This window comes from Streptomyces sp. NPDC037203 (assembly GCF_055605065.1).
The window spans coordinates 745,738-765,662 of record NZ_JBVJUC010000001.1 but is presented as its reverse complement, the minus strand read 5'-3'; the positions used below and the strand labels follow the sequence as shown (position 1 = coordinate 765,662).

18 protein-coding genes are annotated in these 19,925 nt (G+C 73.5%); 8 read left to right on the top strand and 10 right to left on the bottom strand.

The genetic code is table 11. The features are described 5' to 3' along the window. Positions 1-193: 193 nt before the first annotated feature. Together ACZ7EC_RS03225 and ACZ7EC_RS03220 are read right to left on the bottom strand one after the other, a co-directional pair. Entirely contained in the window at positions 194-1,027 is an 834-nt protein-coding gene (locus ACZ7EC_RS03225) for a hypothetical protein (RefSeq protein WP_471057094.1), read from the bottom strand. A 5-nt stretch (positions 1,028-1,032) separates the two neighbouring features. Beyond that, on the bottom strand, positions 1,033-1,695 hold the full coding sequence (locus ACZ7EC_RS03220) for a papain-like cysteine protease family protein (protein ID WP_471057091.1): 663 nt from the start codon (positions 1,693-1,695) through the stop codon (positions 1,033-1,035). A gap of 249 nt (positions 1,696-1,944) precedes the next feature. Between ACZ7EC_RS03220 and ACZ7EC_RS03215 the strand changes: the two genes are divergently transcribed. Together ACZ7EC_RS03215 and ACZ7EC_RS03210 are read left to right on the top strand one after the other, a co-directional pair. Further along, positions 1,945-2,928 carry a hypothetical protein gene (locus tag ACZ7EC_RS03215; protein WP_471057088.1) on the top strand — a complete coding sequence of 328 codons (984 nt, stop codon included), beginning with the start codon at positions 1,945-1,947 and terminating at the stop codon, positions 2,926-2,928. Positions 2,929-3,075: 147 nt separating this feature from the next. Next, the gene (locus ACZ7EC_RS03210; RefSeq protein WP_471057085.1) at positions 3,076-3,546 is read left to right on the top strand and encodes a flavodoxin family protein; all 471 of its coding nucleotides are present in this window, start codon (positions 3,076-3,078) and stop codon (positions 3,544-3,546) included. A gap of 52 nt (positions 3,547-3,598) precedes the next feature. On the opposite strand, the gene otr(A) is transcribed toward ACZ7EC_RS03210, so the two are convergent. Beyond that, complete coding sequence (otr(A), locus tag ACZ7EC_RS03205) at positions 3,599-5,584, bottom strand: tetracycline resistance ribosomal protection protein Otr(A) (protein WP_471057082.1); 1,986 nt, start codon at positions 5,582-5,584, stop codon at positions 3,599-3,601. A gap of 319 nt (positions 5,585-5,903) precedes the next feature. On the opposite strand from otr(A), the gene ACZ7EC_RS03200 reads away from it, so the two are divergent. Continuing rightward, positions 5,904-6,773 carry an NmrA family NAD(P)-binding protein gene (locus ACZ7EC_RS03200; RefSeq protein ID WP_471057079.1) on the top strand — a complete coding sequence of 290 codons (870 nt, stop codon included), beginning with the start codon at positions 5,904-5,906 and terminating at the stop codon, positions 6,771-6,773. Between the two features lie 64 nt (positions 6,774-6,837). Here ACZ7EC_RS03200 and ACZ7EC_RS03195 read toward each other — a convergent pair whose 3' ends face one another. Continuing rightward, the gene (locus ACZ7EC_RS03195; protein ID WP_471057076.1) at positions 6,838-7,341 is read right to left on the bottom strand and encodes a VanZ family protein; all 504 of its coding nucleotides are present in this window, start codon (positions 7,339-7,341) and stop codon (positions 6,838-6,840) included. 223 nt (positions 7,342-7,564) lie between these two features. Beyond that, complete coding sequence (locus ACZ7EC_RS03190) at positions 7,565-8,227, bottom strand: DUF4230 domain-containing protein (protein WP_471057073.1); 663 nt, start codon at positions 8,225-8,227, stop codon at positions 7,565-7,567. A 158-nt stretch (positions 8,228-8,385) separates the two neighbouring features. Here ACZ7EC_RS03190 and ACZ7EC_RS03185 point away from each other — a divergent pair, with 158 nt between their 5' ends. Next, positions 8,386-9,165, top strand: a complete 780-nt coding sequence (locus ACZ7EC_RS03185) for a DsbA family protein (protein WP_471057070.1) — start codon at positions 8,386-8,388, stop codon at positions 9,163-9,165. Positions 9,166-9,288: 123 nt separating this feature from the next. On the opposite strand, the gene ACZ7EC_RS03180 is transcribed toward ACZ7EC_RS03185, so the two are convergent. Next, positions 9,289-11,454 (bottom strand): eCIS core domain-containing protein, encoded by a 2,166-nt coding sequence (locus tag ACZ7EC_RS03180; RefSeq protein ID WP_471057067.1) that lies wholly within the window; start codon positions 11,452-11,454, stop codon positions 9,289-9,291. A gap of 306 nt (positions 11,455-11,760) precedes the next feature. On the opposite strand from ACZ7EC_RS03180, the gene ACZ7EC_RS03175 reads away from it, so the two are divergent. The 4 genes from ACZ7EC_RS03175 to ACZ7EC_RS03160 all read left to right on the top strand — a co-directional run bounded on the left by ACZ7EC_RS03175 (position 11,761) and on the right by ACZ7EC_RS03160 (position 17,927). Then, positions 11,761-12,912: a carboxylate-amine ligase gene (locus ACZ7EC_RS03175; RefSeq protein ID WP_471057064.1), complete on the top strand. Its 1,152-nt coding sequence runs from the start codon at positions 11,761-11,763 to the stop codon at positions 12,910-12,912. A gap of 280 nt (positions 12,913-13,192) precedes the next feature. After that, positions 13,193-14,974: an N-acetylglutaminylglutamine amidotransferase gene (locus ACZ7EC_RS03170; RefSeq protein ID WP_471057062.1), complete on the top strand. Its 1,782-nt coding sequence runs from the start codon at positions 13,193-13,195 to the stop codon at positions 14,972-14,974. Then, positions 14,950-17,388, top strand: coding sequence for a prolyl oligopeptidase family serine peptidase (locus ACZ7EC_RS03165; RefSeq protein WP_471057059.1), 2,439 nt, complete (start codon positions 14,950-14,952; stop codon positions 17,386-17,388). Before ACZ7EC_RS03170 ends, ACZ7EC_RS03165 begins: the two co-directional genes overlap by 25 nt. 161 nt (positions 17,389-17,549) lie before the next feature. Continuing rightward, a complete protein-coding gene (locus ACZ7EC_RS03160) occupies positions 17,550-17,927 on the top strand; it encodes a nuclear transport factor 2 family protein (protein WP_471057056.1) in 378 nt (125 codons plus the stop codon). 71 nt (positions 17,928-17,998) lie between these two features. On the opposite strand, the gene ACZ7EC_RS03155 is transcribed toward ACZ7EC_RS03160, so the two are convergent. The 4 genes from ACZ7EC_RS03155 to ACZ7EC_RS03140 form a co-directional block, all read right to left on the bottom strand. After that, on the bottom strand, positions 17,999-18,820 hold the full coding sequence (locus ACZ7EC_RS03155; protein WP_471057053.1) for a restriction endonuclease: 822 nt from the start codon (positions 18,818-18,820) through the stop codon (positions 17,999-18,001). 77 nt (positions 18,821-18,897) lie between these two features. After that, positions 18,898-19,140 (bottom strand): DUF5133 domain-containing protein, encoded by a 243-nt coding sequence (locus ACZ7EC_RS03150; RefSeq protein WP_471057050.1) that lies wholly within the window; start codon positions 19,138-19,140, stop codon positions 18,898-18,900. A 127-nt stretch (positions 19,141-19,267) separates the two neighbouring features. After that, positions 19,268-19,480, bottom strand: a complete 213-nt coding sequence (locus tag ACZ7EC_RS03145; RefSeq protein ID WP_471057047.1) for a helix-turn-helix domain-containing protein — start codon at positions 19,478-19,480, stop codon at positions 19,268-19,270. 123 nt (positions 19,481-19,603) lie between these two features. After that, a complete protein-coding gene (locus ACZ7EC_RS03140) occupies positions 19,604-19,867 on the bottom strand; it encodes a hypothetical protein (protein WP_471057044.1) in 264 nt (87 codons plus the stop codon). Positions 19,868-19,925 lie beyond the last annotated feature (58 nt).

Below are 19,925 nucleotides of genomic sequence, written 5' to 3'. Positions count from 1 at the left end.
GTGTCGGCAACCCTGGGATTCAGGGCACGCCGAAGCGTGCGGGTTGCATCGACCCTTGCGGCCCCTGGGCCGGAACCTGGAACGTCGGTGGCCAAAACGCCGAGCCTGCCGCTGTGGGGGCGCCGGGCCCGGCGATCGCTTTCGCTCGGTCCCCGCTCTTACCGGGATTCCGGCCGGGGACCCCGGTGCGCGGTCACCCGGCGACGTGTCGCGCGCGCCGGGTGTGGCGGAGGCGGAGGCAGAGCGCGAGTACGGCCGCGGCGGCCGCTGCAACTGTGGCCGCAAGGAGAGCCGTTGAGCCGGTGGCAGTGGCAGTGGCGGCGCTGGTGGCAGCGTGGGTGCGGGGCGCGGGCGCGGACGTGCCGTCGTAGCCGCCGCCCTTGCCCGTGCGGTCGTAGGCGGAGCCGGGGAGCTTGTCGCCGTATTTCCGGTGGACCAGGTGCTGGTAGGCGGCGAGGGACACCCCGGCCTCGCCCACGGCGTGGCGCGCGTCGGGGTCGAGCGGGAGGACGCGGCCGTCGCGCACCACGTACCAGGCGTCGATCTGCGGCTCCTGGAAGACGGTTCCGCGGCCGTGCGCCTTGCCGGCGTAGTCGGTCTCGTCGCCGCCGGTCGCGATGTTGACGACCTTCCACCCCTTCGCCGTCCGCACGGTCCACAGGGAGGCGACCTGGCCGTCGGCGGAGACCGCCTTGCTCGCGACGAACCGCGGGGCGGCGACGGGAGCGCCGGGGTCCCCGGCGACGAAACCGGCGGTGAGGGAGTAGACGGTCACCGACGGCCCGGCCAGGCGCGGGCGGGCCGCGGCCGGCCTGACGGCGCCGCCGCGGGCGAAGAAGCGCGAGAGCGTCCGGAGGGTCGCGGGAGCCGTCGCCGCCGCGCGCGCCTCGGCGGTGGCCGTGGCCGTGAAGGGCGCCGGGAGGGCGGCCGGGCCGGAGGCCGCGTGGGCGGAGGCGGGGGTGAGTGCGCCGAAGGCCGCGGCGGCGGTGAGCAGGGCGGCGGCCGTGCGCGTGCGGGTCGAGGTCATCGGGGTCACGCTCCGATCCCGTAGAGCGAATGCGTCCACGTGAACGAGTCGTTGTCCACGTAGTAGTCGTAATCGGCCCAGTTGTAGCGGGAGTTGGAGGGCCACGGGTCGCCCCAGTAGACCTGGCCGGCGGTGGCGTCGTAGCCGTAGAGCACATGCATGTGACCGCCCCCGGAGCTCCACTCGATGCGTGTCTCGACCGGGCGGCCGGCGTCGATCTCCTTCTGCACGGTGGCGTAGCGCAGATAACCCCGCACGTACGTACCGGGGTTGATGCCCATCCAGTCGAGGGCGTCCTGCACATTGCCGAGCGACGCCTGCCAGTTGCCGCAGGGGCTGCCCTGGGGGCGGCCGAACGCGGCGTCGCAGAACTGGTTCTGGTTGTAGCCGCGCCCGAACCACGAGGCGATGGTGTTGCCGCTCGCCGCCCAGCACCAATTGCTGTTCTGCTGCGCCTGCATGGTGATGTTCAGGCGCTTGGCGGTGGCGAGCGCGGGGTGTGCGGCGGCCCGAGGCGCCGCCTGTCGCAGGGAGTCGGGTACGGCGTGCGCGGTGACCGCCGGCAGGAGTGCGGGCGTCAGGGCGGCGACGGCCGCAAGGGCCAGCGAAGCCAGCCGGATACGGCTCCGGTCGGTCAGCCGTATGCGGCCCCGGTTGGAAGTGGACATGGCAGTGCTCCCAGTCGGAGTGGGGGTGGCGGTGCGCGTCCGGACGCTGCCCCAGCAGTCTTGATGGCCCGTCAGGCCCCGGTCAACGGCCGTCTCCAGCGGATGGTGGTGAAGTAAACTCCGCGCGTACGGTTGTGAACGCCCCCGCGGTACCGGCAGGTGGCGGCCCACGGGCAGCACCCCGTGCCGGGACGGGGAAGTGAACGTTCACGGGAAGACGAGCACGGGGGCGGGAGAGGGAAGACCCCGATGGCAGCACGAGGCACCGACCCCCGCGTCACCCCGCGCCCGAGTGGCCCGTCCCGCCGCCCCGCCGCTCGCTCCGTCCCCGAGGCCGAACTCGCCGAAGCCCTGCGCACCGGCCCGTTCGCCGACGCCCTGCGGGCCGCTCTCGCCGCGCGCGGGCTGGCCCTGCACCGTGTGCAGCACCGGCTCGCGCAGCGGGGCATACGGGTCGGTGTGAGCAGTCTCAGCTACTGGCAGCGCGGTTTACGGCGGCCCGACCGGCCGGAATCGCTGCGCGCGGTCACCGTGCTGGAGGAGGTCCTGGAGCTGCCCCCGCACGCGCTCACCCGCCTGATCGGACCGCGTGCCAACGGCGAGCGTCCCCCGGCCCGCCCGTACCGCGCCCTCCTCGAACCCGCCGCCGCCCTCGAAGGGATGCTGGCGAGCCTCGCGGCGCCGCAGGACGGCGGGCTGCACACCGTGATCCACTACGAGCACGTGCACATCGGCGCCCGCAGGGAGCTGGCCGCGCGGGACTCGCACCATGTCGTACGGGCCCACCGCGACGGCGTCGACCGCTATCTCGCCATCCACCTCGGCGACGCGGGCTGCGACACCGAGCGGGTCCGGGTGCGTGGGCTCGTCAACTGCCGGGTCGGGCGGACCCGGCGGGACAGCGCCTCGGGCATGGTGGTGGTCGAGCTCCTCTTCGACGGACGGCTGCGGGCCGGGGAGACGGCCGTCCTCGGGTACCGCTTCGAGGACGGGACCGGCGCGCCCAGCGAGGAGTACGTGCGCGGCTTCACCTACGGCGGCGGCCAGTACGCGCTCCAGGTCGGCTTCGACCGCGCCGCCTTCCCCGTCCACTGCCGCCGCTTCACCCGCCCCTCCGCAACCGCCCCCCGCAAGGCGGGCACCAGCCTGACCCTCAACGCCCACGGCTCGGTCCACCTGGTGGAACAGCAGATACGGCCCGGCATCCTCGGCATCGCCTGGGAGTGGGACTGAGTCCCCTCGCCCGCGGACGTGCGGTGATCAGCGGTGACCGCGCACGCGACGTCCCCCGGTGTGTGACCGCCGTCATGTCCGGGAGATGTCACATCCGGGCCCCGCCGCCCTGTCCTCGCTACGGAAGCGAGAGAAGGGATCCTGAAGATGAAGTCCGTCATCGTGTGCGCCTCCGTGTCGCACGGCAATACGCGTCGCGTCGCCGACATCCTGGCCCCGGTGCTGGGCGCGAAGGTCGTCACTCCCGAGCAGGCCGACCCGGCGGAGCTGGCCGCCGCCGACCTCGCGGGGTTCGGCTCGGGCGTCTTCCACGGCAGGCTCCACCCCCGGCTGACCGACTTCGTCAGGGCGCTTCCCGCCGGGCGGGGCCGGGCGTTCGTGTTCGCCACCAGCGGGCTCCCCGAGTTCCCGCTGATGCCGTTCACCCGCCCCCTGGTCCGGCTCCTCGAAGGCAAGGGCTTCGAGGTGGACGGGTGCTTCTCCTGCCGGGCGTTCGACACATGGGCGCCCTTCAAGCTCCTCGGCGGCATCAACAAGCAGCGGCCGGACGCCGGGGACCTGGCCGCCGCGCGGGCGTTCGCCGGCCGGCTGCGGGACCGGCGAGGCCCGGCGTCCTGACAAGTCCCGCCGGGCCCGCCGGGGTTGGCGCCACCGAGCGGAACCGGTGGTCTCAGAGCCGTTTGAGCACGCGCAGGATGTACTCGTCCCGGTTCAGCGGGTCGGGTCCCTCGGGCCGCGGGCGCACGGGCGGTCGTCCGGCAGCGGGCCGGTAGCCCCGGTGCTCGGCGAGGAACACCCCCTCCCCCCGAGTCAGTGCGGGAACCTGCTGTCGCAAGCCCTGCACGAGGCGGGTCGGCATCGTGCCCTCCAGCCGGAAGACGTCACCCTCGGCCGCCGGTACGCCGGGAGTCGCGCCCAGCTCCGCGAGTTTCGCCAGCACCTGGCTGAGCCGGGCGGCGGGAACCTCCAGCTCGAAGGAGCTGACCGGTTCGTGCACCCGCGTACCGGCCTGCCGGAGGGCGTCCATCAGCACCAGCGGCGTGGCCCTGCGGAAGTCGTCGGCCGCGCTGACCGGGCTGGCGAACCCGGTGCGGGTCAGGGTGACCGCGCAGTCGGTGACCTGCCAGCCGTACAGACCGTGCCGCAGCGTGGTGTGCACCGCCTCCTCGATGGCCTTGTGGAAGGCGAGCGGGAGCGAGCCCAGGTCCACCGCCCGGCGGAAGGTGATGCCCGCGCCCGGTTCGGCGGGGCCGACACGCAGGCCCACGGTCGCCCAGAAGTAGACGTGTGCGCGCGGGTCCAGCTCGATCAGCGCCTCGCCCCGTCCCACGGGCTTCTCGACGCAGACCGTGCGCGTGGGGCCGAAGCGGACCCGTACGCCGAAGGACTGCGCGAGCGTGCTGCCGAGGATCTCCTTCTGCACCTCCCCGTACAGGCGCACCACCGCGCCGGCCGCGTTCTCCTCGTCCTGCCGCAGGTCGATCGAGGGGTCCTGCTCGTCCAGCATGCGCAGCGCGGCGTGCAGCCGCCCGGCGTCCGCCGGGCGTTCCGGCCTGACCACGGTCTCCAGGCTGGGCGGGGCGAAGAAGGCGCGCGGCGGGAGAGCGTCGGGGTGCCCGGCCCGGTCCCCGACCCGTACGTCCTTCAGCCCCCATGCCCGCGCGATGTCCCCGGCGCTCGCTCGGGTCTCGCGGGTGTCCGCGCCGTACTCGAAGACCCGTAGCGCGGTGATCCGCCCGGAGTGCTCGGTGACCCGGCCGGTGTGGTCGACGCGGCGCAGCGTGACCGAGTCGCGGGCGCCCAGCGTGCCGGAGACCAGCCGCAGATACGCCACGGCCTCCCCGCGCGCGCCGCGGTCCACCTTGAACACCGTGGCGTGCGGCGGTCCGTCCGCCGAATCCGGGGCGGGCGGCAGCAATTCCCGGATACCGGACACCAGTTGGTCAAGCCCCGCACCGGTCGTCGCAGAGCCGAAGAACACCGGGTGGACCAGCCCGCGCGCGGTCTGCGCGGCCAGTTCCGCCGCGTAGTCCTTCTCGGTCAGGACGCGTTCCTCGTCCAGGTAGGCGGCGAGGAACGCGTCGTCCTGGTCGGCGAGCAGTTCACCGACGCGAGCCGTGAACTCCGGGTCGGTGTCCGGTCCGAGCGGGGTCGCGCGGGCCTGCCGCGTGCCGGGGTCCGTCACGGCGGACAGCGCCACGGCGGCGGGGGACAGCCGGTCGCGGATCTCCCGCAGCACCCCGCCGGGGCGTGCGCCGCTCCGGTCGATCTTGTTGACGAAGACGAGCGTGGGGATGTCCAGCCTGCGCAGGGTCCGCATCAGGACGCGGGTCTGCGGCTGGACTCCCTCGACGGCGGACACCACCAGGACGGCGCCGTCGAGCACCCCGAGCGCCCGCTCGACCTCGGAGATGAAGTCGGAGTGTCCCGGTGTGTCGATGAGGTTGACCTTGAGATCGTCCAGGGTGAACGTGGCCACGGCGGACCGGATGGTGATGCCGCGCTGCCGCTCCAGCTCCAGCGAGTCGGTCTGCGTGGTGCCGGCGTCCACGCTGCCGGGCTCGTCGATCACCCCGGCGCGGTACAGCAGGCGCTCGGTGAGGCTGGTCTTGCCGGCGTCAACATGGGCCAGGATGCCCAGATTCAGCTTGTTCATGGGGAGAGTGCGGATTCCTGTGCGTCGTGATGCGGACCTTTCCTGCCGGATTCGTGGTCGCCTGCCGCATCGTTCCGCCCTCTCCGCGTCGCGTGGATCCGCCCGTGACGCACACCCACGGGCGTGATCACGGTAGCAAGGGCTGCCGCGCGGATCAGGACGTGACGGCGACTACCGGCCAGCCGCCGCCGGCCGGTCGACGGGAAGGCCGCCGACGCGCCGCCGCGTCGGCAGGACCCGCCACCACGGGAAAGGTGACAGGGGATGTCCGGTTTGCCGCCTAGTGTCGCGTTGCCCGCCAACGAAAGGACGCCAGGCCATGCGTATCGCGGTCACCACGCCCACCGGGAACGTCGGACGTCACGTCGTCGCCCAGCTGATCCGGGCCGGGCTCCGGCCCCTGGTCCTCGCCCGCGACCCCGGTCGGCTCGAACCCGCGGTGCGCCGCGAGGTCGACGCCGTCGCGGTCGACCAGCGGGACCCGGACGCGGTCGTCGCGGCCACCGCCGGGGCCGACGCCCTCTTCTGGGTCGACCCCCCGACGACGGGCCCGGACCCGCTCGCCGACTACGCGGCGGCCACGGAGAGCGTCGTGAGCGCCGTACGGGCCAACGGCATCGAGCGGACCGTCTTCCAGAGCAGCGTCGGCGCCGAACTGCGCCACGGAGCCGGTGAGATCGACGGCCTCGCCGGCACCGAGACCGCCCTCGACACGCTCGGCGCCACGGTCACCCACCTGCGCTGCGGCTACTTCTTCAGCAATCTGACGGCCTTCCGTGACGCCATCCGGGCCGGCACGATCCCGGTGATCCTGCCGCTGGACCAGCCCCTTGCCTGGGTCGCGCCGCGCGATATCGCCGAGGTCGCGGTGGCGCGCCTGCTGACGACCCACTGGTCCGGCCGCCATGTCCAGGCGGTCCACGGCCCGGCCGATCTCACCTGGCCGCAGGCCGCCGCCATCGTGTCCGCCGCCACCGGCCGCCCGCTGCGCGTCGAACGCGTCGACGACGACGCGATGCGGCACCTGCTGCGCGCCTCCGGCATGCCCGACGGCCAGGTCGAAGCGGTCATCGGCATGTCGACCGGGCTGCGCGACGGCTTCGTACCGGAACAGCCCCGCACGGTGCGCAGCACCACCCCCACCACCCTGGCGTCCTGGGCCTACGACGTGCTCCGGCCCCGGCTCTGACGCCCGCGGAGACCGCTTCGCGACGGCGCGTCCCGGCCGGGGGAGGGGCGGTGCGGCTTCCGCCTCAGGCGCCCTCGCGCCGGGCGTGCACCCGCCCCAGCCGCCGGCCCACCAGCAGGTAACCGATCAGCGCGCCGGAGGTGTTGAGGATGACGTCGTCCACGTCGAAGGCCCGCCCGGTGACCAGGGCGCCCTGCGCCAGTTCCACCAGCAGCATCACGGAGGCGGTCAGCACCAGCACCCGCCAGATGCCTCGGGCACCCGGCGCGAGCACCGGCACCAGGACGCCGAACGGAACGCCGAGCAGGATGTTGCCGCCGATCTGCTTGACGGCGTCCCGCAGTCCGGGCTCGTCCAGATAGGCCCTGATGGAGCGGCCGGGATGCAGGTTGCTGTGCGCGAGGGAGACCGAAGCCGGGGACGGCACCAGGGTGATCTTGGCCAGTACGACGGCGAAGGCCACCATGAGGACGAAGGCGACCAGCATCGCCAGGATCCGTACCGGCAGCGCAAGCACGTGCCGGCGGCGCACGGGGGCTGGCGTCGCCGCCCCGGCACGCTTCGCCATGGCGGCCCCACGGGCGTCGCCCCCGCGGGCCTTCGCTCCCGCTGTGCCCCGGCCGCGACGGGCGAACCGGGCGAGGGGACTCGTGCGGGGCGCGCGGCTGGAAGAGGCGGCGCGTGAGAACAGGGCGGTGCGGGCCATTCGGTCCTCCAGTCGTCGGCGTCCCCGAGGGGAAGAGGGGGTGGCGGTGCGGCAGGCGGGTGGCCGGGCGCGGGCCGGGGGCGGGTCAGGAGCCGTAGGAGACGTGCACCTCCTTGAACCCGAGGGAGTGCAGCAGACCCTCCAGCATGTCCGTGGTGTTGCTCTCGGCCCGTGCGGTCAGCCCGCTGGCCTTGGCGGCCTCGGCGATGTGGGATACGGCGAGCCTCTGCACGGCGTGCTCGCTGTCCGGGTTGTCCGAGAACAAGTCGCCCAGCCGGTCGAGCAGTCCGCGCTGCTTGGAGACGGCGTAGGAGTGGTCGGCGTCCAGGGCCGGCTTGCCCAGTCGTGCGTGCGGGAGCCGCAGCGTGGCCGACGTACGGTCCGCGTTCACCGTCACGTCCTTGTCGCCGAGCCCGCCGAGGTCCACGTAGGCGTCCACGGTGCCGGCGCCGACGTACAGGGTCCGGGTGCCGCGCAGGGCGGACGGCAGGTACTTGGTGTCCTTCTCCAGGTCGACGACGACCTGGAAGTCGCCCGAGGCGGCGTCGTAACGGCTCATGTCGTTGAGGGACTTGAGGAGCGCGGGACCGGAGCGGTCGTGGGTCCGTGTGCCGAACAGGTCCTTGACGCCCGGCAGTACGGCCAGTGCGATGCCGGCGAACAGCAGCGCGAGCACCAGCACGAAGGCGGTCACGGCCTTCGCCCAGCCGGGGACGCGGCTGGGCGGGGGCGCGGGGGGAGTCGTCATCCGGCAGCCCTCCTTTCTGCTGTCCGGATGCCCCCCGAACCCCGCTCCAGGCATGCGTGTTGGCGACGGGAGGCACGCTGCCGCCGTCCTCCGGCGGGCCCGCTGCCGCCGCCTCGCGGGAGATGGCTTACTCTCCCCTTTTCGGGATCACCGGGGGCATGATGCGGTTGAAGCGCGGGAGCAGACGGCTGGCGGCGGTCGTCCTGGCGGGCGTACTCGGTGCGGCCGCGGCGGGATGCGGACCCCGGCACCAGGCCGGCGGGGGCCGGCCCACCGGGAGCGGCACCGGGGGCGGAGGGCAGAGCCAGGCCGAGGCGGACTACTCCGGGCTGGCCGACGTGCCCGAGAAGGCGGAGGCGAACGGCGCGGACATCCTGGTGGGCGACCCCCGAGCACAGGTGACCGTGCACCTCTACGAGGACCCGCGCTGCCCGTACTGCGCACAGTTCGAGACCACGGGCGGCGGAACGGTCCTGACCGGATGGGTGCTGCGGCGCAAGGTCAAGGTCGAGTACACCATGGCGTCGTTCCTGGACCCGCGGCTGGGCGGGAGCGGGTCGAAGAAGGCGGTGAACGCGCTGCGCGCGGCGCTGGAGCAGGGGAAGTTCGCCGAGTACCACGCCGTCCTCTACCAGAACCAGCCCGCCGAGGAGGTGGACGGCTTCACCGACGCGCGGCTGCTGCAACTGGCGGGCAGGGTGCAGGGGTTGCGGGGGCCCGCCTTCGACACCGCGGTGCGCACCATGAAGTACCGGGGCTTCGTGAACTCCGCCGAGAAGGCGTTCGCCGCCGCCGGTCACTACAACGGGCACGTCGGGCCGGGCACACCGACCGCCGAGGTGAACGGGTACCGGATACCCGTCGAGTACGGCGAACTCCTCTACAAGCCGGACCTCTTCGACACCTATCTGACACGGGTGGCCGGAGAGACGGAGTAAGACGCCCGTCCGCCGGGCGCCTCGGAGTCGTGCGAGCCCGGCCCGGTCGCTACGGGACCGCTCCCGTCGATCCCGGCCCGGCCCGGTCGGCACCGGGCCGGGCCGGCCGTCACGGCACGGGCCTCACAGATCCGTCGCCTTCTTGACCGCGGTCTTGCCGGGGTTGGTGAGTCCCAGCCCCATCCGGTCGATCTGCACCAGCGGCTTGTTCCCCACATGCTCCTTCAGCGTCAGGAGGCCGAACGCCGCGTCGAACCGTTCTTCCGTCAGCCCCAGTTCCCTGAACCCCGCCGTGGCCCGCAGCGCCTCGATCACGTCCTGCTTCTGGCCCGGAATCCTGAACTTGGACTCGCTGGGGGCGGACTTGAGGGCCGCCATGACCGCCCGTGCGACCGGATCGGTCTTCCACGCCGGGCCCGCGTCCGCCATCGCCCGGCCGGACGGCTCACCCGCGGAGGCCGCTGGCCCGTTGACCGGACCGGGGACCGCGGGCGGCGCGAGCTTCAGCTCCTCGGTCTTCTTCCAGTACCGCGCCGACTCCTCCTCGTGGTTCTTGCGGAACCTGTCGAGCGTGTCGGCGATCAGCTGGGAGTAGTCCTGGCCCGTCGCCGGGTTGCGCGGCGCCTGGTGGGGGTCGTAGGCCACACCGAAGTTGGCCGCCATGTCCATCACGAAGTGGTAGCGGTGGATGTCGGTGAGATCGCGCCGGTAGTCCGTGTACCACAGGGCCAGCAGCGAGTAGGCGATGGCCTCCTTGACCGCCGGGTCCGCGCCGGTCGCGTCGGCCAGCTTCATCAGCTTCCCCGTGGTCCGCGACGGCCCGAGCGACACCGGGTAGCCGAGCCGGCCGGCGGTCCGCACCTGGTCGTTGAGCTGGTTCGGCGTCGCCATGGCCCCCCGGAACGTGGGGGCGACCGGGGTCCGCTCCAGATCGTCGATGCTCCCGCCCGCCTGGGCCGCCCCGCCGTCCAGCGCCCAGGCGGGCGAGTTCCGCGGGCCCGCGAGCTTCGCCTCGTCCTTGAACACGTAGCCCTTGAACTGTTCCGCGGACACCGTGACGTACTGTTCGAGCTCCTTGATGCCGTAAAGGATCTCGGCGATGTCATGGACGGCGCTGATGAGCGTGGCGAACCCCTGCGCCTCGGGGTTGCCGAGGATCGAGTCCAGGGTCTTCTCGCCGAAGTCGATGTACGGCAGGTAGAGCCGCCGTACCGACGCCAGCTCCGCGATGGTCTTGGAGAGCGCGTCGCCCAGTGCCGTCACCTGCGTGCGCTGCTCGGCGAGCCACGGCCGGAGGTTGTCCGCGACGTATCCGGCCAGCACCTCCTTGATCTTCGCGTCGACGGCCACGTCGTCGGAGATCGCCTTCTCCACCTCGGCGACGGGCAGGGCGTTGACCCGGTCCAGCACGGCGGAGGCGGCCTCGTCCATCGTGGCGTAGGAGCGCCCGAGAGCGTCCCGCGGCCCGCGCTTGCTTTTCGCGGTCGCCTGGGGCGTGGACTGCTTCGGAGCCTTGATCCACTCGTCGAGCACCTTCATGATCGCGGGCTTGAGCTTCGTGTCCTCCCAGGCGCTGATCAGGTCCGGGTCCGTCAGGCCCTCCCGGATGTCGGCGAACGCGGGCTCCGCCTCCTTCGCCTCGCCCTTGCCCCCGAGGACCAGCAGACGCTGGACCGCGGGCCGCCCGGACGGTGCCGCTCCGGACGATGCGGCCCCGGAGGCATCCGCCGGTACGCGTGCCCCCGTACCGGCCGGTGATCCGCGCATCACACGGCGTGCGGTCGCCTCCGCCTCCCGTTCGAAGCGGTCCGAGGGATCGGACACCTTCAGCCCGTCGCCCGTCTCCGTACCCGCGACCGGCCCCTGGCGCTGCTGGATGACATGCGTGAGTTCGTGCGCGAGGGTGTGGTCGTCCCCGCCGCCCGCGCCGATGACGATGTGGTTGCCCGAGGTGTAGGCACGCGCCCCCATGGCGGTCGCGGACGCTCTGGCCCTGGCGTCGCTGTGGACGCGCACGTCGGAGAAGTCCGCGCCGAGCCGCGCCTCCATGTCGGCCCGCACCCCCTCGGCGAGCGGCCGGCCCCCCGAGCGCAGGACCTCGTGGACGGCGGACCGCTGCACCGGCGACCGGTCGGCCCGGCGGAGCATGTGCACGACCGCCGCGTTGCCGACCGTGGTCTGGAGCCCGAGCAGTCCGCCGGGCTGGGCGGCGGGGGCGGGGTCGGTCCTGCGGGAAGAGACACGGTCCTTGCCGATCCCGGTGGCTTTGGCGTCCTGGTGATCGTGCAAGGGGTCTCCTCCGGAGCGGAAAATGATCAGCTTCTCCTGGATACGCGGCGGGGAGGCGCCCGCGCCAGGTACGCAGGGGCAGTGTCGGCGGCCCGGACGGGCAACGCGGCGGTGCCGCGGCGGCACATGCGGCCGGCCAGCGGCGGAGCGCCCGGCGTCCGGGGCCGGACCCCGGCGAGGCGTGGCGGACGCTTAGCACCGGGTCTGGTGGGAAGTCGGGGAGCACAGCTCGCCTCCGGGGGTAGGCCGGGGCGGGAGGGTTTCCGGGCGCGGCAGCCGGCGTTCGCCCGTCACCAAGGAGTGCGCGTGACCGTTCGTATCGGAGTGGAAGAAGAGTTCCACATCGTCGAAGTGGAGACGGGCCGGCTCGCGCCCCGAGCCGCCGCCGTGCTGGAGGGCCTCCCCGAGTACACCTTCACGACCGAGTTGCAGCAGGCAGCCGTCGAGACGAACAGTGGTGTGCATGAGTCCCTTGCCGACCTGTACGACGATGTGACCAGCGCGAGACGTCGGCTCGATGCCGCGGCGGGCGCGCACGGACTGGCCGTCGTGGCCGCCGGTACCGTGCCGCTGGCCCGCGCGGCGGACACCCGCCCCACCGCCGGGCGCCGCTACCGCCACATGGTCGACGAGTACCGCCTGGTCGCCGACGAGCAGCTGATCTGCGGGACCCATGTCCACGTCGACATCCCCGACCGGGACCTGGCCGTACGCGTCATGTGCGAGGTGGCGCCCTGGCTGCACACGCTGCTGGCCCTGTCCGCCAGTTCCCCCTTCTGGGCGGGCACCGACACCGGGTACGCGAGCTGGCGGACCATGGTGTGGCAGCGCTGGCCCACCGCCGGCCCGCCGGGCTGCTTCGCCGACGCCGCCCAGTACGACGCGGTCGTGCGCGCCCTGGTCGGCTCCGGCGTCATCAGCGACGCGGGAATGATCTACAACGACATCCGGCCCTCCGCCCACCAGCAGACCCTCGAACTGCGCATCTGCGACGCCTGTCCCCGCGCGGAGACGGTCGTACTGATCGCCGGCCTCTTCCGGGCCCTGGTGAACGACGCCCGCGCGCGGCTGGCGGAGACGGGCACACCGGGTTGCCAGGGCCGGCACGAGTGGCTGCGCGCCGCGTCGTGGCGGGCCGCGCGCTCGGGTCTGGAAGGCGCCCTGATCGACCCCGCCACCCGCCGCGAGGCGCCCGCGGCCCGCGTCGTGCGGGATCTGCTGCGCCGGGTGCGCCCGGCGCTGGAGGCGGCCGGGGACTGGGCCACCGTCCAGGACCTCGCCGAACGGGCACTCGCGAACGGCAGCGCCGCCCGCCGTCTGCGCCGTACCGCACACCAGGACGACCTGCTGGCCTGCACGGATCTGGCGATCGCGGAGACCCGCGGTGAGGAGCGCCCGCGCCCACGGCGGGCGGCTCCCGCGCACCGCGTCGCCTCCCCGCCGCAGGCCGCCGCGTAGCGAGAGGCGCGCGGGCGGAGCGAAGGGGCGCGGAGCAGCGAAAGAGGACAGCAGACGACGGCAGAGGACAGCAGGAGGAGGACACAGGCAAGAACGGCAGACGCAGGACCCCGATCCACCCGGACACCCTCTCGTCGCGAAGGAGAAGCATTCCCGTGTCGACCAGTCCCGGCCCGATGCCGGTGGGCGGCCTCCCGCACACCTCACCGCCGTACTCGCACTCGCCCCACTCGCCGCGCTCCCCGCGCGACCCGTACGCACGGCGGGGAGGTGGTTGCGCATGTGCGGCCTGAGCGGGGAGATGCGGTTCGACGGCACGCGGCCCGACCTCGCGGCCGTCGAGCGGATGGGCGACCGGCTCGCTCCCCGCGGCCCGGACGGGCGGGGGATCTGGACGCGCGGCGCCGTGGCCCTCGGGCACCGCCGACTGAAGATCATCGACCTCTCGGAGCGCGGGGCCCAGCCCCTGACCGACACCGGGGACGAGGTCACCGGCGTCTTCAACGGCTGCATCTACAACTACCGGGAGCTGCGGGCCGAGCTGGCCGCCCTCGGCCACCGGTTCCGGTCCACCTCCGACACCGAGGTCGTGCTCGCCGCCTACCGGCAGTGGGGCACCGCCTGCGTCGACCGCTTCCACGGCATGTTCGCGATCGCCATCGCCGAGCACCGGACCGGCCGGCTGATCCTGATCCGCGACCGGCTCGGCATCAAGCCCCTGTACCTGGCGCGGACCCCCGGCCGGCTGCGCTTCGCCTCCTCGCTGCCCGCCCTGCTCGCGGCCGGCGACGTCGACACCTCGCTGGACCCGGCCGCCCTGCACCAGTACCTCAGCTGGCACGCGACCGTCGCCGCACCCCGCACCGTGCTGAACGGGGTGCGCAAGCTCCCCCCGGCCACCGTGCGGGTCGTCGAGCCGGACGGCACCCACCGGGACCACCGCTACTGGCAGCCGTCGTACACGCGCCGCCCCGAGCACACCGGCATGGGCGCGGCCGAGTGGCGGGACGCGGTGCTGGACGCGCTGCGCACCGCCGTGCAGCGGCGCATGGTCGCCGATGTCCCGGTCGGCGTCCTGCTGTCCGGGGGACTGGACTCCAGCCTGATCGTGGCCCTGCTGGCCGACGAGGGGCAGCGGGACCTGGCGACGTTCAGTGTGGGGTTCGAGGCGGAGGCCGGTGACGAAGGGGACGAGTTCCGGTACTCCGACCTGGTCGCGCGGGAGTTCGCCACCGACCACCACCAGCTGGTGGTGCCCACGCGGGACGTGCCGTCGGCCCTGGACGCGGCGGTCGCGGCGATGAGCGAGCCCATGATGAGCCATGACGTGGTCGCCTTCCACCTGCTGTCCGAGCAGGTCTCCCGGCACGTCAAGGTCGTCCAGAGCGGGCAGGGCGCCGACGAGGTCTTCGCCGGCTACCACTGGTACCCGCGGCTCGCCTCCGCGCCCCGCGAGGAGGAGCCGCAGCGCTACGCCGAGACCTACTTCGACCGGCCGCACCAGGACCTCGCCGCCATACTGCGTCCGGACATGCTGCCGAAGGACGACGTCTCCGGCCGGTTCGTCCGGGAGCACATGGCGGCGCCGGGGGCCGAGACGGCGCTCGATGCCGCGCTGCGCCTGGACACGCATGTGATGCTGCCGGACGACCCGGTCAAGCGGGTCGACAACATGACCATGGACTGGGGCCTGGAGGCCCGCGTGCCGTTCCTCGACCACGAACTGGTGGAACTGGCGGCCGCGTGCCCGCCGGAGCTGAAGCTGGCCGACGGCGGCAAGGGCGTTCTGAAGGAGGCCGGCCGCAAACTCCTGCCGCCCGAGGTGGTGGACCGTCCCAAGGGCTACTTCCCGGTCCCGGCGATCACCCACATGGCCGGGCCCGTGCTGGAAAAGGTGCGCGACGCGCTGAGCGCCCCCGAGGCGAAACGGCGCGGCGTCTTCCAGGACTCCTACCTCGCCGCGCTCCTGGCGGCCCCCGACCGACACCGCACCAAGCGCGGGGCGAACGCGCTGTGGCAAGTGGCATTGCTGGAGATATGGCTGCAGACGCACGGAATCTGACCGCAGGGCACCGGACCGCACGGAACCCGGCCGCGGAGAGCGCGGCCGCGGGGAATCGGGTCGTGGAGGGCGCGGCCGCGGGGAATCCGGCCGCCGAGCCCGTCACGGAAGGCCCGTCCGGCGAGGCTACGGCCGGGGCCGGGCGGCCTTCCGCCCCGCGTCCGACCGCGCTGCCGGACGGGAACGCGCCCCCGGCCCGGCCGGAATCCGACGGCCGCACCGGCGCCTTCCCCGCGCCCGCCCGCATCCCGCTGCCGGACGCCTCCGGGCCCCGCGACGCGGCGACCCGGCTCATCGCGCACGGCTGCTGGTACCCCTCGGCCGATCCGGCCGGCACCCGGCTGGCCTTCATCTGCGACCGGGGCGGCGTACCGCAGCTGTGGACGGGTCCCGTCGACGGCGAGCCCGTACGACTGCTCGACGACGGTCCCGACCCCGTGCGGGAGGTCTCCTGGTCGCCCGACGGCCGCTGGATCGCCTACACCACGGCACCCGGCGGCGGCGAGCACACCCGCGTGCTGTGCGTCCGCCCCGACGGCAGCGACCGGCAGATCCTGGCCGGCGCCGAGCCCGGCAGCTCCGCCCACCTGGGCTGCTGGGCGCACGACGGCTCGGCGGTCACGGTCACCGTCGCGGTCCCCACCGCCCCCGCCGCCCCGCCTCCACCGGCCGCTCGGGACACCACGGGCGGCGCCGGTCCGCCCGGCCCCGGCTCCGTCCTCGGCCCTGCCGACGGCCGGCTGCCGGACCACTGGCAGGGCCGGGCGGGGGAGACCGGGCTGCTCGGCCCGGCCGCCCACACCGACCGCAGTCCGGCCCTGACCGCACCCGCCGTCACACTGGAGACCGCGACACCCGGCGCTCCGGGCGGCAGGGGCGGCCACCCCGCCACCGGCTTCGGCGACGGCCTCTCGGCCTACCTCGTGGACCCGGACGCGGTCGCCGCCCCCGTCCTGATCGCCGCCGTGCAGGACGCGGCGACGCTGCGCGTGTGCGACATCAGCCGGGACGGCAGGCTCGCGCTGCTGCGCCGGGGGCCCCGCGGCCGGCGCGAGGCGGTCGTCATGCGCACCGCCGACCATGTGACGACCTGCGTGATGCCGGTGGCCGACGGGGACCCCTGGATCGGCAGCTTCTCCCCCCGAGCGGACGTGCTGCGGCTGCGCAGCAACGCCTACCGGGAGTTCGCGGTCCTGCTGGTGGCCGACCTCGACCCGGACGGGCGGCCGCTGCGCTGGTCGACCGTCGCCGCGCGCGCGGGCAGCGACCTGGAACTGCTGCGCCACACCCGCGACGGCACCGCCGCCGTGCTGGCCTGGAACGTCCGGGGCATGAGCGACGTCGAGATCCTGGACACGGAGCGGGAGACGGACGCGGGGGCAGAGGACGACACGGGTACGGGCGGGAGCGCGGACCCGTCCGCCCGGCCGGAGACGAGGAGCAGCCCGCCGTCCCGGCACGTCCCGCTGCCCCACGAGGTGGTCACCCGCATCGCGGACGCCGGCCCGCGCCTCGCGCTGGCGCTGTCGGGGTCCCGCCGCCGCCCCGGCATCTGGTGGCTGCCCGACGGCGCGACACCGGTCCGCACCCTGTGGTCCTCCCGCGACGAGGACGCCGTACCACCGGGCCGCCCGCCCGTACGGCCCGTACCGCTGCGTCCCACCGCCCGCGACGGGCTGCCGCTGAACGGCTGGTACTACAGGGCGCCGGGGCGCGCGCCCGGCGAGCCCGCCCCCTGCGTCATCTACCTGCACGGCGGTCCCGAGGACCAGGAACGCCCCGTCCTCGATCCGCTCTACCACGAGATCCTCGGGCGGGGGCTGGACATCTTCGCACCCGATGTGCGCGGCTCCTCCGGCTACGGCAGGTCGTTCGTCGACGCGGACCTCGGCAGGGGCCGGTTCGCCGCCTTCGACGACGTGGCGGACTGCACCGCCCACGCGGTGCTGGCCGGCCCGGCCGATCCGGCCCGCCTCGCGGTGATGGGCCGCTCGTACGGCGGCTACCTCACGTTCGCCTCGCTGGTCTGGCATCCGGACCTCTTCCGCACCGGCGTGGCGGTGTGCGGCATGTCGGACCTCACGACGTTCTTCGAGGGCACCGAACCCTGGCTCGCCCAGTCCGCGGCCCACAAGTACGGCCACCCCGAACGCGACCGTGAACTGCTGCGGGAGCTGTCCCCGATGAGCCGTGTCGACGCGCTGCGGGCACCGGTGTTCGCGGTGCACGGGGAGCACGACACCAATGTGCCGCCCGCGGAGTCGGAGCAGTTCGTACGGGCGGCCCGCGAGCGGGGTGTGGCCGCCGAACTCCTCGTCCTGCGCGAGGAAGGACACGAGTTCCTGCGCGCCGACAACCGCCGGCTCTTTCGCCGCGCCGCCGCGGACTGGCTGCAACGGCACCTGGGCGGCTGACCCTTGGCCCCGGCCTCGGCCCCGGCCTCGTCCGCCACCGTGCTCAGCGTGCCGCGACTTCGCGCACCGACGGGTCTCGTGCTGTGACCGGAAGCGGTTCACCGTGAACGGAAGGCGGCTCGCGGGACGAGCGCACACGAAACGGCTGGTATTACTGGGGCATGCAGGAAGAGATTGCACGTTCCGCGATCGACACGTTCATCTCCGCGTTCAACGCCTCGGAGGACAGCTATGTGACCGCCCTGCTGTCCCAGGCTCTGACCTCGGACGTGGTCTTCTGGGGGCCGTTGGGCCGCAGCGAGGGAATCGCGGCGGTCGAGCGGTTCGTGCTGGACATCCGGCGCCACCCGGCGGGGACCGGCACGATGGTGCGCTGCTCGGGGGTGGACATGCCCGGCGAGTGGGCCCGGTACCAGTGGGTCTTCACCACGCCGGACGGAGGCCCCCACCTGGCGGGGACGGACGTCGTCCATCTGCGGCGGAGCCTCATCGACCAGATCATCGTCTTCGCGGGAGAGATCGAGCCGTCCGCGTCCTGAGTCGCCCTTTCCGGCGCTGTCCCTCTCCTGTCCGGACCCGTGCCGCTAGGCGGCCCTGTGCCGTCACGGCACTAACAGAGATCCCAGGGGCCCGGTCCGGTGCCCGCGCGCCATGCGTCGAGGTCGTGGCCGTCCATGCAGACGATCCCGCACTGCGCCGCGTATTCGAGGGCGGGAGTGGTGAACTCGCCGGTGGTGACGAGCGCCGCGACATCGGCCTCGTGGATGGTGAAGCAGGTGCCGCCGAAGCGCTGCATGTCCTGCGAGCCCACCTTGTGCGTGTCGCCGTACTGCTTGCACTGGATGACCACGCGCCGCCCCTCCGGCGTGACCGCGAGGACGTCCGCCCCCAGATCGCCGGCGCCGCCCACCACCTCCACCTCGCGGCAGCCCTCCCGGACGCACAGCTCGGCGATGGCCTGCTCGAAACCGTCCGGGTCCAACTCGGCATAGAGGTCGGGGGAGTCGAGGACGACCGTGGGCTCCTCGCCGTTCCCACCCGGCATGGCGATCGTGGTCCCCGGCAGGTCCGCGCGACTGAATTCCGCGTCGCCCCCGGCCGCCGGTACGACGGTTCCGTCCGCCGCCGGGGGGCCGAGGCTGCCGGACGCCGCCTCGGCTCCCACCTCCAGGGCGCGGGCGGCCCGCCGGGCGCCCCTGCGGGCGGACAGCCTCACCTGTCCCGGCCGGTACAGCAGGACCCCGGCGATGCCGAGCACGGCCAGGGCGGCGGCCCACAGCGGGCGGCGCTCCACGACATGGGCCGCGAGCCGCACCACGAGTGCCAGGAGGCAGAGGACGACCGCGAGCAGGACGAAGAACCAGGTGGTCGTCCGCAGATCGAACCGCCGCTCTCCGCGTATCGGCCGTCCGGGGCGCACCGGTATGGTCATCTGGCTCTCTTTCGGGCAGGGAACGAAGATCGGACACGTACGTGTGCCCTGGATCGCCGGGGGTCCTCCGCGGTATGTCAGGCGGCCAGGGCTCGCGACACCTCGGCGGCGCCGCGGTCCGCGCGGAACTGCTCCAGGAGCGCGTCGGCCGCCGCGAGCGCCTCATCCACCGTCCGGGTGCCGGTCATCACACACAGGGTGTAGGAGGTGTCCTCCAGCTCCCGGCTCGAATGTCCGGTCGGCTGGAGGTCATGGCGGAACCGGGCCTCGGCGAACCGGGCCAGCAGCGCACGCACTTCCTTCTCCGCGGGCAGCAACACAGCGACGTCCTCCCTGACATGACAGTCGGAAGGGGGCTCGACTCCCCCCCCCGGCATCCCGTCTGCCCCCGACGTGCCTGCGCATGCCTCACGCCTCGCGGTGGTCCGTACGTCACCGGTCCGTACGTCACCGGTCCGACCGGCCGGCGCCGGTGCGCACATCGCCGCCACGGGCCCGCAGCGGCACGCCCGCCTCACCGAGCAGGCGGTGCACGAAGCCGTACGAGCGGCCGTGCTCCTCGGCTATGGCACGGATCGACCGCCCCTGCCGGTACTCCCCGGCGAAGGCCTCGGCCAGCTTCTCGCGCGCGCCGCCTGTGATCCACTGTCCCTTGCGCACGGTGATCTCCTTCTCGCTCCGTCGAGACGTGATCACCGGTTGCCCGCGCCGCCGCCGCCCATGCATCCGGGGCCGTACGGCGACAAGGGGGGCAGGTGTGAGGGGGCAGGCGCAACGGGCAGGTCAGTCGGACGGGTTGAGTTCCGCGTACACCAACTCCACCAGTTCCTCAGCCTCCTGTCTGTGGGGATCGCGGGGGATCCGGTAATACCCGCCCAGCGTGGCGATCACGTCCCCCTGGGAATCGTCGTACTCGTGACCACCGTCCCCCCGCGCCCCGGCGCTCTCGGGCCCGGACGTCCGCCACCACCACAGCCGGCCGCGGATCTCCTCCTTCGACAGCCCTCCCTCCAGGGTGATGTCCCGGCCCTGGACCTTTCCCGTCATCCTCACGGAGTTCGCGTCGGCGGCCACTGTGTCTCCTCTCGCCACCGGGGGCGCCGAC